Genomic DNA, 15,914 nt, shown 5'->3' with positions numbered 1-15,914 from the left:
TATTATTAATCTTATTTTTAACCATCATTATGCTAATTTTGCACAAGATTAAGGGGGGAGTATCTCTATTTCATAGAAATGAGATGATTCTGTAAACTCCTTTACTTATTTCGCCTTAAATTATAATTTGCCCTGGAATCTAAATTAATTATTTATAATGAAAAATATCAGACTATTAACTTTAACTTGCTGCCTGGGTGTTCTTACGGCAGGAGCAGCAAGACAAAAGTCAGCAACCACATTGCCGGATCCCGTGCAGTATGTAGACCCATATATCGGTTCCGGCGGTCACGGCCACGTGTTTGTAGGCGCGAGTGTCCCCTACGGCATGGTCCAGTTGGGCCCGAGTAATATCTTTAAGGGCTGGGACTGGTGTTCCGGCTATCATTATTCAGACAACATCCTGATCGGCTTTTCCCATACCCACCTGAGCGGAACGGGCTGTAATGACCTGGGTGACATCCTTCTCATGCCGATGAACGAGATCCACGTCCGGCGGGGCGAGCAGAAGGATATCAGCGATGGTTATGCCTCGACCTATTCGCACAAGAATGAGGTGGTCCGCCCGTACTACTATTCAGTGCTGCTGGACAAGTACCAGATCCGCGCGGAGCTGACAGCCACGGCCCGCGTGGGCTTCCACCGCTATACATACCCTTCGGGGAAACCCTCCTACGTGATGGTCGACCTTCATGAGGGCAACGGGGACGAGGCCTATGCCTGCTATGCCCGCAAGGTGGATGATTATACGATAGAAGGTTATCGTTATGATCACGGCTGGAGTCCGGACCGCAAGGTGTATTTTGTCCTGAAGAGCAATACGAGGATCCTGAAGTTTACAGCCTATGACAACGACGTCCCGACTACATATACCCAACTGAGGGGTAAGTCTGTAAAATGTATACTGGATTTCGGCCGGGCCAGCCAGGTCCTCCTTAAGGTTGCCCTGTCTTCGGTAAGCACCGGTAATGCCATGGAGAACATGGAGTCGGAGTTGCCGGGCTGGGACTTCGTCCAGACGGAGGATGCAGCCAGATCTAAATGGAATGCCCAGTTGGGTAAGGTGAAGGTCCGTGCCCTCAGCGACAGGGACCGCCGTATCTTCTATACGTCCCTTTACCATACGATGATCGACCCGTCCCTGTATTGTGACGTGAACGGCCAGTACCGGGGCATGGATGACATGATCTATGCCGACTCAGCCAGGGCCAATTATACGACGATGTCGCTGTGGGACACGTACCGTGCGTGGAATCCCCTGATGACTCTGATCGAGCCGGATCTGGTCCCCCACCTGGTGAACTCGATGCTTTCCATCTACCGCCAGCAGGACAAGCTTCCGATCTGGCCATTGTGGAACGGGGAGACGAACTGCATGCCGGGCTACAGCTCGGTTCCGGTGATCGCTGATGCCTATCTGAAGGGCTTTACAGGCTTCAATGCAGAGGATGCCTTTGAGGCGATGAAGGCAACGGCAACCAATCCGGACCAGAGCGGTGTTCCCTATGTGATGAAGGACGGCTTCATCCCTGCCGATAAGGCGGGGGAGTCGGTGTCGAAGGCCATGGAGTATGCCGTGGATGACTGGGGCATCGCCGCGATGGCCCGGAAGATGGGAAAGAAAGAAGATGCAGACGTATTTGCAAAGCGTGCGGGTTATTATAAGAACTACTTCAATTCTTCAATAGGCTTCATGTGTCCCAGACTCTCGGATGGTTCGTGGAAGACTCCCTATTATCCGTCAATGGCTGGAGTCCGGGACTTTACGGAGGGGAACGGCTGGCAGTACACGTTCTTTGTCCCCCAGGACCCGTACGGACTGATCAGGCTTTTCGGCGGGGATAAGAAATTTACCAGGAAACTGGACCAGTTCTTTACGAATCATGACAGCATGGGCCCCCATGCCCAGAGTGACATCACGGGCCTGATCGGTCAGTATGCCCACGGGAATGAGCCGAGCCACCATATCGCCTACCTCTATACGTATGCGGGCGAGCAGTGGAAGACGGCAGAGAAGGTGCGTTATGTGATGGATCAGTTCTATACAGACCAGCCCGACGGGATCATCGGCAATGAGGACTGCGGGCAGATGTCGGCCTGGTATGTGCTTTCCGCCATGGGATTCTACCAGGTGAATCCCTGTGACGGAGTGTTCATATTCGGCAGTCCTGTCCTGTGCAAGGCAGAGATGACGGTCGGCAGCGGCAGGACGTTCACGATGGAGGCCGTGGGGAACAGCGCGGAGAACAAGTATATCGAGAAGGCCTACCTGAACGGTAAGCCGTACGGTAAGAGCTATATCACGTATGAGGAGATCCTCCGGGGCGGTACGCTGAAATTCATCATGGGCAGCAAGCCGAACAAGAGTTTCGGCAGGAGCCGCAATTCCCGCCCGGTGGTTCTCAACAGGATCGGTAATAATTGATGACTGGAAGATAAAATAATGAGAAAAGGATTGATGTTCCTGTTCCTGCTGTTCGTTGCCGCAGCTGTCAATGCACAGCAGTTGACAGTGGGAACTTATAATGTGAGAAATCACAATCATGAAGATGAATTGCAGGGCAATGGCTGGTCACAGCGCTGCCCTGTCATCTCCGAGTTAGTAACCTTTAATGATTTTGATCTCTGGGGTGCCCAGGAAGTTTTGCATGACCAGTTGCATGACCTGTTATCGGCTCTGCCCCAGTATGGTTATCTCGGTGTAGGCCGTGATGACGGTAAGACAAAGGGAGAGTATGCTCCGATCTTTTATAAGAAGAGTCGTTTCCGGGCATTGAAAGACGGCCATTTCTGGTTGTCCGAGCATACAGGTTATCCGAACAAAGGCTGGGATGCAGCCTGCATCAGGATCTGTACATGGGGGTATTTCAAGGACTTGCAGACAAAAAGGAAACTCTGGTTTTTTAATCTTCACATGGATCATATTGGGGTGACCGCCCGGAGAGAGAGCTCCAAACTGGTCTTGAAGAAGATCAGGTCGATGTGTGGCAATGATCCGGTGATCCTGACGGGTGATTTCAATGTGGACCAGACCCATGAGAGTTATCGCCTGCTGGCTAATTCCGGAATACTTCAGGACAGTTATAAGATAGCCGATATGAGTTATGCCTTGAATGGGACGTTCAATGGCTTTGATCCGTATTCCTGGACAAATAGTCAGATAGACCATGTGTTCGTGTCGAAACAGTTTCATGTCTATCGTTTTGGCATCCTGACAGATACCTATCGTACTCCTCGGAATATGGCGGAAGAGGTTCATGAGAAAGATGCTCCGAAGGAGATATCATTCAAGAAGTATGACATCAGGATGCCGTCTGATCATTTCCCCGTGAAAGTCATCCTGAAATATCAGAAGTAATTTGTAATATTTAATAAATATATAATCGAATAAAGAAAGGAATAATTATTATAATCTTCCTTAGTTTTATTCTAATAATAACTGTCATCCTTATAAATTTAAATCTAATGAGTAAAGAAAACATTTCTTGTAATCGGTTTAAAAGGATACTATCTTATAGAAGTATCACTCACTTCTTCCGATTTTTGTTATTATTTTTATTCTTTATACCACTTACTTCTAATGCACAGAATCAGAATTTTGCAGGAGTAAATGTAGTACAAGGAAAAGTCTTGGATTCTACCAATAAAGATCCTTTAATAGGAGTTACTATTATTGTAAAGGGCACAGATTTTTCTGCCGTTACAGATGTGGACGGTAATTTTAGTGTCAAAGTTCCTTATGTGAATGCGACACTAATATTTTCTTATATAGGTTATCAGTCACAATCTGTTGAATTAAAAGGAAGGAAAAGCTTAGTCGTATTATTAGAAGAGGATACGAAAGCTTTATCAGAAGTAGTGGTAACGGGCTATAGAACCCAAAAAAGAGAAGATATTACAGGAGCTGTTTCCACAATTACGACTAAGGATCTTGTACAAAGCCCTACTGCAAATATTAATAATGCTTTAGCTGGTAGGCTTCCGGGAATGATCGTTAATCAATATGCGGGTGGAGAACCTGGAGTAGATAAGGCGGAAATTTTTATACGAGGGAAGTCTACTTATAACGATCAATCTCCTATTGTAATTGTTGATGGGGTTGAAAGAGATATGTCTTATATTTCACCGGACGAGATCGAATCCTTGACTATCTTAAAAGATGCTGCCTCAACTGCACCTTATGGAATTAGAGGAGCAAATGGTGTGATAGTAATAACTACTAAAAGAGGAACTGCATCAGGGAGGGCTAGTGTAAATTTTAAAGCTTCTGCTGGAGTAAATTACCCGGTCCAATTACCAAATTTGTTAGGGTCTGCAGATTATGCTACTCTTTATAATGAAGCAATGATAAATGATGCCAAGAGAACTGGTGCAGATGTTTCATCTCTTAAATTGTTTTCAGATCAATCAATAGAAAATTTTCGGAAAGCTAAAGGGGATAATTCTGATGGGTTAGGTTATAATTGGAATTACTTTGACTATATTTATAAACCGGCTATGCAGACAGATTACTCTTTATCTGTACGTGGTGGTTCGGATAAAGCTAAGTATTTTGTACTTGCTGGATATATGAACCAGGGAAGTAATTTTGATCACACAAATTTATCTCAGTATAATACATCAGCTAAGTTTGAAAAGTATAATTTTAGATCTAATATAGATGTAGACATAACTAAAAATTTTTGGTTAAAATTGGATTTGGGTGCTTTGCTCTATAATAGGGTAAATATAGGTTCTTCAGCATCATTGCTTTCTACCTTAGCTTTTACCCAACCACCCTATTTACCAATTACTTTGGAAGAAAATGATAATGCTGCTAATAAGGCGTATTATCAAAGTAATCCTAATGGACTGTTATATGGAGATCAAATTTATCGCTACAATGTTTTAGGCGAACTGAGCAGAACAGGGTATCATAATCAAAAACAGACAGAAGTAACTGGTAATTTTTCATTAGGATATAATTTGGATTTCATTACTAAAGGATTGAAAATAGAGGGCACTTTCTCGTATGATTCTAGAGAGGGGCATTGGATATACCGAACTTTGGGTACTTACAGCGAAGGCTATCGTGTTTATCCACAATATGCTACTTTTGTTCCGAAAGATGTTGGTCGAGATGTTTATATGGAAGGTGGCCATTATATGGGTGCCTATACGACAGGAAATAAATATAGTGCAGATCAGACGATAGGTAGTTCTCTTAACAAGGATGATCCATATAACCATACGTATTATCAATTGAAATTAACTTATGATAGAACGTTTAGTAATGTTCATAATGTTTCTGGGATGTTGTTATTAAATCGCTCAACTGAAAGTGTAAGTGGAGGAGAGGATGTAGATCATCGTTATCAGGGAATGACAGGTCAGTTTGCGTATAATTATGCTTCTAAATATTTTGGGGAATTTAATTTCGGTTATAATGGGTCAGAGAATTTTGCAAAGGGACACAGATATGGATTTTTCCCTGCTGGTTCTATTGGGTGGATTATCTCTAAAGAAAAATTTATGCAAAAAACAAGCAGTTGGCTAGACTTGTTAAAAATTAGAGCTTCATTAGGATGGGTTGGTAGTGATAAGTTACCAAGTGGCAGATTTGCATATTTGGCCTATTATGGCTCAGGAGACAGTTATAATTTTGGAGACCAAAATTTTAATACAAATGTAGGTGGATGGGGTGAACAAACTTTTGGGAATCCTAATCTTACATGGGAGAAAGCGAAAAAAACCAATATAGGAATTGACTTGTCTGTTTTGAAACATAAACTTGAACTGTCTATTGATCTTTTCCAAGAAAATAGATATCATATTATTACTAGTTTATCCGGAGATGATAAGTTAGGTTTTCCATCTATGGTAGGCCGTGATGCACCTTATGTTAATTCTGGAAGAGTAAAGAATCACGGAATTGATTTTGAATTGACTATTCGGGGGAATGTGGGGAGAGATTTTAATTGGATGGTCAGGCCTAATTTTACTTATGCCAAAAATAAAGTTATATATGAAAATGAAATTCCACGAGAGTATGAATGGCGGCAAGAAACTGGACATGAACTTTATTTAAATTATTTATATGTCTTTGATCATTTTGTAAAAGATCAAGCCGAAGCAGATAAATTAAATGCAGAGAAATATCAACCTTGGGGGATATTGATTCCAGGAGATGTTGTATATAAAGATTTAAATGGTGATGGTAAAATAACAGATCTAGGAGATCGTAAAAGAATGGGATATCCCAGAAGTCCAGAAATTCAATTCGGTTTACCTGTTACGTTGGAATATAAAAATTTTGATCTGAGTTTTTTGTTTCAGGGAGCAGCTCATACATCTATGGAATTAACTGATGCTGCTGTTTGGGATTTTCCTTCTTATGATCAGGATAAAATAGGATCAGTGAGACCTTTACACTTAAAGCGCTGGACATCAGAAACTGTTAATACAGCTAAGTATCCAGCTTTGAGTATTGGTGCTAATTCCAATAATAAGAATTCTTCTAGTAGTTTGTTCCTTTATAATGCACGCTATATCAGATTGAAAAATGTAGAATTGGGATATTCTATGCCTAATGAAATTATACGGAGAATAGGTCTCAGCAGAGTACGCTTTTATGCACAAGGACAAAATCTGGCTACTTATGCACCTGGTTTGAAAGATGTAGATGTAGATCCTGAATTGGGTAGTTCCAATGGATATCAATATCCCATATTGAGGATATTAAATTTTGGCGTAGATATAACATTTTAAGTATATAAAACATGAAAAAGTTTAAATGTGATATTATATTATTTGGCTTTATACTCTTATCTGGTCTATTAACTTCTTGCAATGATTACCTTAATAAATTACCGGATGATAAGACAACGGAAGCACAAACTTTTGCTCATTATGATAAGGTAAATGGTTTGGTTTCTGATTTGTATAATAAAGCTGCAAATGCCAATGAGACCTTGACTTTCTTTTATGATTTCTCAACTGCTGCCATTACAGATGAGTGTGAAGGGAATAATGCTGAAGGAAACGTGACTAATCTCTATAATAGCGGTGCATGGGATGCTAGTGGTTTACCGCGTGGTGACAGAGGAGAATTTATGGCTAGTTTATATGGAGATATAAGAAAGGCTAATTTGATAATTTATGGAGTAAAGAAATATTATACTTCTGATAATCCTTTGGAACCAGGAGACTTAAATGAGCGTATTGGCGAAGCTTATTTTCTTAGAGGGTATTTACATTATCTGCTTTTGCGCTTGTATGGTGAAGTTCCTTATCTGGATTATCCCGTAGATCCTAATCAGAAAATGACTTTCAAACAGGAATCTGCTGATAGTGTTGCTGAAAAAATTTGTAGAGATGCTCAAACTGCCTATAAGTTATTACCTGCTTCTTGGAATGGAAATGATTTTGGAAGAGTAGATAAAGGTGCGTGTCTCGGTTTAATAGCTGTTACAAGATGGACTATGGCAACTCCGTTATATAATGGAGCAAAAAAATATGGTTATACGGGTAAGCGTATTTTTGAAAGTGATTATGATACTTATGATGTCAATCGTTGGAAAATGGCTCGTGATGCAGCAAAGGCAGTTCTAGATTTCAAGAATTCTGATGGTACTCCTCGATATAGTTTATATACGAAATATACTGCTAATGATTTTCAGGACAGTGGTGGTCAGAATACAAGTGATTCAACAGTATATACGAGATTGTGGGAAATGTACTATGATATGGATGCCTTTAAAAATGAATATGTTTGGTTTGTGACGAAGAGAAAATATGAAGGTTGGTTTGGTGATGTTTATCCTCCAAGTAGAGGTGGAAGTTCCAGGCAACAACCAGTACAGGAGCAAGTTGATGAATATGAGTATATTGCTCCCAACGGTTATGGTTATCCAATTTATTCGGAGAGGGCAAAGACTGATGGTTACGATGACGGGAATCCATATTTTTCTGTAAAGCGTGATCCTCGTTTTTATCGAGATATTTTGTTTTGTGGTTCAACATTTCGTGGGCATGATAATAATCCTTCTACTATTAATACTGCTACAGGTGAAAATGCAATAGGAGCTTCCAATGCTACGACGACTGGATACTATTTAAGAAAATATTTACAAGAAGGCTGGAATCATAATGGCAGTGTGAGCATTAGTTGTCCACCTGTATGGAGATTGCCAGAATTTATTTATATTTATTGTGAAGCAGTTAATGAAATCTCTGGACCAAATAAGGAAATATATGATTTGATCAATAAAGTCAGGGCACGGTCTTTTATGGCACCTATGCCGCCCGAGACAATAACGGACCAGAACTTAATGCGTGAATATATTAAGAGAGAGCGGAGAGTAGAATTTTTTTATGAAGATAAGAGGGCTTGGTGGTCCCGTTTGTATTTGGAGCCTGATAATAGTGATGAACTGTCAAAAGAACAAAAGTGGGAAGCTGCCGGTACAACAAATAATGAACGTTCCGTAAATTATTGGTCCCAAGGGTATGGGCCTTATCCGAAATGTCAGCGTATGATTAATGGAATGAAACCTATACAGGATCCTAACGGTAAAATAGTTATAGATGGAACTCGTTATAAGATGCAACGGTTTTGTGTGGAAAACAGAGTCTTTGATACTCCGAAGATGTATTTATGGCCTATTATGGTGAGTGAGTTAGAGAAAAATTCAGCACTTGTCCAAAATCCTGGTTGGTAAATACTCGTATTGATCTATATTTAATGGAAGAGGTGATTTTGTCTCTTCCATTAATGTATGATAATGTGAATTATAGTTAGAAATTAAAGTATTTAATATGTTTATGTGTTATAGAAATCGCAAATTTATATCTGTGATACAGAACGTGTTAGAGGCAGATTTATTTCTATTTATTGCAACTGTTCTTTTAATATCCTGTTCACAAGACAATATAGGTTTATTAGCAAAAAAGGAAACTTCTACTTATTCCGTGAGAATTGGAAGTGACACACAAAATATGCCCTCTGGGGGTATTATTACCTCGGAATATTCTGATTCTCCGCAGGGTGAAGAGGTTGATAAGTTGCTGGATCATAACGTGAAAACGAAGTTCTCTACTTTCCATAACCAATTTTATTTAATATGGAAAGGGGATCAAAGTGAACTCGTTGATCATTATTCGCTTGCTTCTTCAGATGGATCTAGCCGTAATGATCCAGCGTTTTGGACTTTGTATGGTTCGGTTGACAGCATTAAATGGATTTCACTGGATAACAGAATAGATTCTTTTCCTGTTCGTTTAGAAACAAAAACTTATACTATTCCGAATGCTTCTTATTATTCTTATTATAAATTGGAAATAAGGAAGAATAATAGTGGCGCTCAGACTCAGTTCTCTGAATGGACTTTGGGAACTGCTGAGAATACTATAGATGATTTAATGCAATATTCAAGTGGCAGTACTTATTCATCTCTTACTCCATTGGGAACCCATTATACTAATTGTCATATTACTACGGCTGAAGATATAATTTGGCTTAATAATGCAATTAATGAACCAGGACCACCAGCTTCTACTTCTGATTTGCGTTTGGCAGAAATGCCCGTTACTTTATATCCTTATGGCACCCCAAGTCCTGCGGATGTCAATCAACATGGTATTGGAGACTGTGGAGCTCTCGCTGCATTAGCTTCAATGGCTTATGTACATCCGGATTTTATCATGAATATTATCAAGGATAATGGGGATTCTACTTTTACGGTTTCTATGTATGACCCTCAAGGGGAACCAGTTTTTGTTAAAGTGTCTTCTAAATTTTTAATCGGCACTGACGGGAAGATTGCTGCCGTATCCGGAAAGAACGGTAAGGCAGTATGGTCTACAATTTTAGAAAAAGCCATTATGAAATATAATTGTATTTATAAAGTGAATTCCGATATTGGAGGAATTGGTAGTGAATTTACTACTCCAATTTTTACAGGGAATGGAAATAGTTTTGCTTTTTCACCAGGTGTTTTATCTCCAAGTCAATTACAACGCGTTGTGAGAGTCTCTTTGGCAAAAGGGGAATTTGTTATTGGTGGTTTTAATCGTATATTTAATATTGGAAATTATCAAACAGTTACGGGGCATGCCTATACTTTGTCTTTATCAAATGAACCTACTGTATTATTTTCAATGCGTAATCCTTGGGGATTTTGTCCAGGTAGCTCAACGGGAGAGGAGGATGGAATAATGGATATTCCGAACGATAAAAATATAACTTCAACTATTGATCTTCGCATAATTGATTCGGGGTATGCGGGTAATTTAGGTGTAAAAATACCTTATAGGCGTCCGGATTTTAAATCAGATCCGGAAAACATGAGAGTTTCAAAATGGTTGATGAAATTGGGATTCTAGAACGTCATTATACAATGGTTTCAGTATTGAAATGGTCTGATGTCGTTTATTGTATATTTATAGCAGGATAGGAATTATACTTTAAAAAGGAATGCTTTATTTACATAATAAGGAGAAAATGCATGTGTTGATTTTCTATATGTCAATAATATTAATGTGTCTCTCATTGGTAAAATTAAGTATATCCTAAGTTAATTTGCTAACGGATTTAATACTGTAAAATTTGATTTAAGATGATGTTATTAGATAGATTTTTGACAGTGATAGATGTAGATTGTTCTCTGCTTTTTGTTTGTGTATTTTTAGGATCCTGTTCAAGAAATGAGATTGGGTCATTCGTAAAAGAGCTTCCTTCTACTTATTCAGTAAAGATCGGAAGTGGCACTCAAAATATGCCCTCTGGGGGTATTATTACCTCGGAATATTCTGATTCTCCGCAGGGTGAAGAGGTTGATAAGTTGCTGGACCATAACGTGAAAACGAAGTTCTCTACTTTCCATAACCAATTTTATTTAATATGGAAAGGGGATCAAAGTGAACTCGTTGATCATTATTCGCTTGCTTCTTCAGATGGATCTAGCCGTAATGATCCAGCGTTTTGGACTTTGTATGGTTCGGCTGACAGCATTAAATGGATTTCACTGGATAACAGAATAGATTCTTTTCCTGTTCGTTTAGAAACAAAAACTTATACTATTCCGAATGCTTCTTATTATTCTTATTATAAATTGGAAATAAGGAAGAATAATGGCGGAGATCAGACCCAATTCTCCGAATGGGCATTAAAAACCGCATCTGATCAAACAACATTTTTTTTATCACGGGCTGATACTCTCTGGAATGCTTTCTTTAAATTATATTGGAGTATATCCGGAGCTTTAAGATGGCATGGAGCATATCCGAAATCTGATGGATATTGGAATGGGGATGCCGTCGTCTGGGGCCAGGGAGAAGGACTTGCTGCCTTTCTGTCCATGCGTGAAGCAACAGCCGATAGTCAGTATGGAGGTGATTTTCAGGCTTATGACAATACTATGTTCGATGGAATCAACAACTTCATTACAAATGATAACGGCATAGCTGCCTATGCCGTTTATCCTGCTTCTGGTAATGACCGGTATTATGATGACAATGCATGGATCGGTCTGGATATGATCAAATGGTATAATTTGACTAAAGATGACAGGTATTTGGAAAAAGCAAAGATGGTTTGGAAATATTTGATGAAAGGAAACACGCCAACTTGTGGAGGTGGTATTTTATGGAAAGAATACCCGTCTCCGACAACAACGAAACATACTTGTTCAACTGCTCCAGCGACTGTTCTGGGTTGCCGGCTTTTTATAGCTACAAGAGATAGTTCGTATCTGAACAAAGCCGAAGAATTGTATGCATGGCTAAAGAAGTACATGCAGGATCCCGATGATCATTTGTACTGGGATAACATAAATCCAGATATGAAGGTCTCAAAGAATAAATATTCTTACAATTCAGGGGAACCTATGGAGGCAGCAGCCTTGCTCTATAAGATCACGAAAGAGGACAAATATCTGGCCGATGCCCAGGAGATTGCACGGTCAGCCTACGAAAAGTGGTTTAAGCCTTTTCATTCAAATATATTAAACGAAGACTTCTGTATTTTATCCCCAGGTGATTGCTGGTTTAATACCGTGATGTTCAGGGGCTATTTAGCATTGTACGATATGGACAATAATCGTACTTACATAGATGCGCTGCAAAAGACGATGAAGCATGCATGGTTAAGTAGCTGTAGGAATAAGAATACTAATCTTTTGAATGATGGCGATTTCAGTGGTGCACAATCACAAACTAGTTGGGATATGCTACAGCAAGGGGCCTGTGTTGAATTGATGGCTGATCTGGCACAATTGGAAAAAAACAAGCGCTGAATACATTCTGGGTATTCGTCCATAAAGGTATACTTTTATAAAACTGCATACGAGTGCTGTTTGAAAGAATAAAATTTGAATATTTGGAAATATGAATAAATTAATTAAATGAAAAGGAAAAATTTTTTAGGTCTTGTTCAGTTGCTCCTTTTATTTAGCCTAGAGGTTTTCGCAAAGGGGAATCATTTGCCATCCTGGGCTTTTGGCGGGTTTGTTCGCCCTGCCAGGATTAATCCACTTATAGAGCCCATTGCTTCTTCTACTTTTTTATGTCCTTATAAAGGAACTCAAGTTCATTGGGAATGTGCTGATACTTTCAATCCGGCTGCCATTGTCAGGAATGATTCTGTTTATGTGCTATATCGTGCGGAAGATGATCCTTATGTGGGTATTGGCAAACGTACTTCTCGTATCGGTCTTGCTGTTTTCGGCGACGGTCTTCATGTTGATTATCGCTGTTCAAAGCCTGTGATGTATCCTGATGGTTCAGAAATATCAAAGAAATACGAGTGGAGTGGAGGTTGTGAGGATCCTCGTGTCGTCGATACGGGAAATGGTTCATACATTATGACTTTTACCTCATGGGATAATCGGATACCTCGTTTATCAATCGCTATATCGAAAGATCTACGTACATGGAAACATTGCGGTCCTGCTTTTTTAAATGCTTACAAAGGAAGGTTCAAGGACATGTCATGCAAATCAGGTTCCATAGTTACTGAAATAAAAAATGGAAGGCAGATCATGGCAAAGGTGAATGGTAAGTATCTTATGTATTGGGGAGAGCAGTTCATAGCGGCTGCTACCAGCAGCGATGGCATCAACTGGCAGCCAGTCTGTGATCCTGATATGAATATAATTCATCTGGTACAGCCGCGAAATGGCTTTTTTGATAGTGGTCTGACGGAGTGCGGGCCTCCAGCGGTAATTACCAGCAAAGGTATACTATTGATTTATAATGGTAAAAACAGTGATGATATTCGTAAAATGGATCGAAATTATCCACCCAATACTTATGCGGCGGGTCAAGTACTGTTTAATAAAGATAACCCATTTAGGGTGAAGCATCGATTGGATAAAGCTTTCTTCCGTCCAATGGCTTCTTACGAGAAGACTGGCCAGTATAAAGCTGGTACTGTTTTCGTTGAAGGCTTGGTTTTTAAAGATAATAAATGGTTTATGTATTATGGGTGTGCTGATTCCAAAGTGGGTGTTGCTGTTTATGATCCTTCTTTAATTGGAATAAAAGGTGACCCTGTTGTCCTTCATAATCAACTATATATTAATAATGATATAAATTAAGGTAATGTGTTTGAAAAAATTGTATATCTTATTAGGACTTGCCTTCTGCTCGGGAGTGGCTATGGGCCAGAATTGCACAGACTGGGTGAATCCCATGATCGGTACCAATGGTATGGGGCACACCTTTCCAGGTGCATGTGCTCCGTTTGGCATCGTCCAGCTAAGTCCGGAAACGGATACGATCCCACAGAATGTAAATGGAAAATACCAACCTCAGGCTTATGCTTACTGCGCCGGCTATCAGTATCATGACAGGACTATTGTCGGTTTCAGTCACACTCACCTGAGTGGCACCGGACATTCTGACCTTGGTGATGTCATGATAATGCCGGTAGATGGTCCCCTGAAATTGAATCCAGGAACGGCTGCAGATCCGGATGCCGGATACCGTTCCCGTTTCTCCCATAAAACGGAGAAGTGTGCTCCTGGCTATTATGAAGTGGAATTGAGTGATTATCATATTAAGGTCCAGTTGACGGCTACTCAGCGAGTGGGCGTTCACCAGTATACTTTTCCGGACAGGAAAGGTCGTTTCATCCTGGATCTCGGCCATGGAATCTATAATTACAAAGGCAAGACCCTTTGGACTTATCTGCGGGTTGTGAATGATACTTTGCTGACCGGATACCGGATTACTAATGGCTGGGCCCGCCAGAACTATACTTACTTTGCCATCTCCCTGTCTTCCCCGGTGAAGGACTGGGGCTATACGGACCGTCAGAAGATGCCATACGGCGGGTTCTGGGGCAGGTTTGACCTTCACCATAATTTTCCGGATATGGCCGGAAGGGAAATGGTGGGCTATTTCGATGTTGACCTTCCTTCTGATGACCGGCTGGTCGTGAAGGTCGCTCTCTCCGGGGTCAGCATGGCGGGTGCCCTGAAGAATCTTATGGCTGAGGCTGCCGGAAAGTCATTTGAGCAGATCCACCAAGAGACCTCTGACCGTTGGGAGAAGGAACTCAATTCTATAGAGGTGAAAGGCTCTCCTGATCAACTGGCCATGTTCTATACTTCGTATTACCATACGATGATCAATCCTTCGGTTTATATGGATGTGGATGGGAGATACAGGGGGATAGACCAGGATATCCACCATGCAAAGGATTTTACCAACTATACGATTTTCTCCCTGTGGGATACCTATCGTGCAGAACATCCTTTGCTGAACCTGATGAAACCGGCTGAGGGACTGGACATGGCCAGAACTATGCTGAAATTACAGGAACAGAATCCGATGCACCTCCTGCCGGTATGGAGCCTCATGGCGAATGAAGGCTGGTGCATGAGCGGCTATCATGCTGTAGCTGTCCTGGCCGACGTTGTGTCTAAGATTGGGAAGTTGGATGCCCGTGAGGCGTTGAAAGCGATGGTTACGACAGCTACTTCTCCATGGATGGAAGGCATGAAGGATTATATGAGACTGGGCTATGTGCCTTATGACCACTGTAGTATCTCGGCTTCGAACACCCTGGAATATGCGTTTGATGACTGGGCAGTCTATCGCGTGGCTCAGGCCACTGGGGACAAGATTGTTGCAGAGCAGTTTAAAAAACGGGCTTTGAACTACCGGAATATCTATGATCCGGCCATCAGTATGGCCTGTCCCCGTTGTGCGGACGGTACATTCAAAAAACCGTTCAGTGTCTTACAGACCTATGGGGAGGGATTTATAGAGGGAAATTCTGCTAACTATTCCTTCCATGTACCCCAGGATGTTTTTGGCATGATCCATTGCATGGGTGGGGACAAGAATTTTATCCGCCAACTGGATCATCTTTTTTCTTCTCATCTTCCGAAAGTATATTATGAGAAAAATGAGGATATTACTGAGGAAGGGCTGTTGGGGGGCTATGATCATGGCAATGAGCCCAGCCACCATATCGCCTATCTGTATGCCTGGACTTCCCAGCCCTGGAAAACTCAGTACTGGATCCGTGAGATCATGAACCGTATGTACAAGAATAATATCAATGGCTTGAGCGGAAATGATGACTGTGGACAGATGTCTGCATGGTACGTTTTCTCGGCATTGGGATTCTATCCGGTATGTCCGGGGACAGATCAGTATGTGCTGGGTGCACCGTATGTTCCTTATGCCCGGTTGAATCTTCCGGATGGGAAGACTTTTGTCATTAAGGCGCCTGGGGTGAGTGATTCCAAAAGATATGTGAAGGCTGTCAGACTGAATGGAAAAAAATATGAAAAAATGTATATCACTCATGAAGACATCCTCAGAGGCGGAACTCTGGAATTTATCATGGCTTCTCAACCTGATAAGAAGCGTGGGCTGGCCTTGTCGGACAAGCCTTATTCATTAACATTACCTGATCGGTAATA

At 41.1% G+C, this 15,914-nt stretch carries 8 protein-coding genes; all 8 read left to right on the top strand.

Features of this window, described 5'->3' with window-relative positions; genetic code table 11:
* Positions 1–157 precede the first annotated feature (157 nt).
* The 8 genes from ACYRYG_RS07440 to ACYRYG_RS07405 all read left to right on the top strand — a co-directional run bounded on the left by ACYRYG_RS07440 (position 158) and on the right by ACYRYG_RS07405 (position 15,912).
* Entirely contained in the window at positions 158–2,425 is a 2,268-nt protein-coding gene (locus ACYRYG_RS07440) for a GH92 family glycosyl hydrolase (RefSeq protein ID WP_293432503.1), read from the top strand.
* Between the two features lie 18 nt (positions 2,426–2,443).
* Entirely contained in the window at positions 2,444–3,358 is a 915-nt protein-coding gene (locus tag ACYRYG_RS07435) for an endonuclease/exonuclease/phosphatase family protein (protein WP_460197916.1), read from the top strand.
* A 107-nt stretch (positions 3,359–3,465) separates the two neighbouring features.
* Positions 3,466–6,747: a SusC/RagA family TonB-linked outer membrane protein gene (locus ACYRYG_RS07430; RefSeq protein WP_460197915.1), complete on the top strand. Its 3,282-nt coding sequence runs from the start codon at positions 3,466–3,468 to the stop codon at positions 6,745–6,747.
* Positions 6,748–6,758: 11 nt separating this feature from the next.
* A complete protein-coding gene (locus ACYRYG_RS07425; RefSeq protein WP_460197914.1) occupies positions 6,759–8,699 on the top strand; it encodes a RagB/SusD family nutrient uptake outer membrane protein in 1,941 nt (646 codons plus the stop codon).
* A 97-nt stretch (positions 8,700–8,796) separates the two neighbouring features.
* On the top strand, positions 8,797–10,362 hold the full coding sequence (locus ACYRYG_RS07420; protein WP_293424658.1) for a C2 family cysteine protease: 1,566 nt from the start codon (positions 8,797–8,799) through the stop codon (positions 10,360–10,362).
* Positions 10,363–10,595: 233 nt separating this feature from the next.
* On the top strand, positions 10,596–12,272 hold the full coding sequence (locus ACYRYG_RS07415) for a glycoside hydrolase family 76 protein (protein ID WP_460197913.1): 1,677 nt from the start codon (positions 10,596–10,598) through the stop codon (positions 12,270–12,272).
* Positions 12,273–12,380: 108 nt separating this feature from the next.
* Positions 12,381–13,574 (top strand): glycoside hydrolase family 130 protein, encoded by a 1,194-nt coding sequence (locus ACYRYG_RS07410; RefSeq protein ID WP_293424662.1) that lies wholly within the window; start codon positions 12,381–12,383, stop codon positions 13,572–13,574.
* Positions 13,575–13,578: 4 nt separating this feature from the next.
* Positions 13,579–15,912, top strand: a complete 2,334-nt coding sequence (locus ACYRYG_RS07405) for a GH92 family glycosyl hydrolase (RefSeq protein WP_460197912.1) — start codon at positions 13,579–13,581, stop codon at positions 15,910–15,912.
* Positions 15,913–15,914 lie beyond the last annotated feature (2 nt).

The organism is Segatella asaccharophila (genome assembly GCF_054687055.1).
The sequence above is the reverse complement of the archived record's forward strand: the minus strand, read 5'-3'. Positions and strand labels throughout refer to the sequence as shown.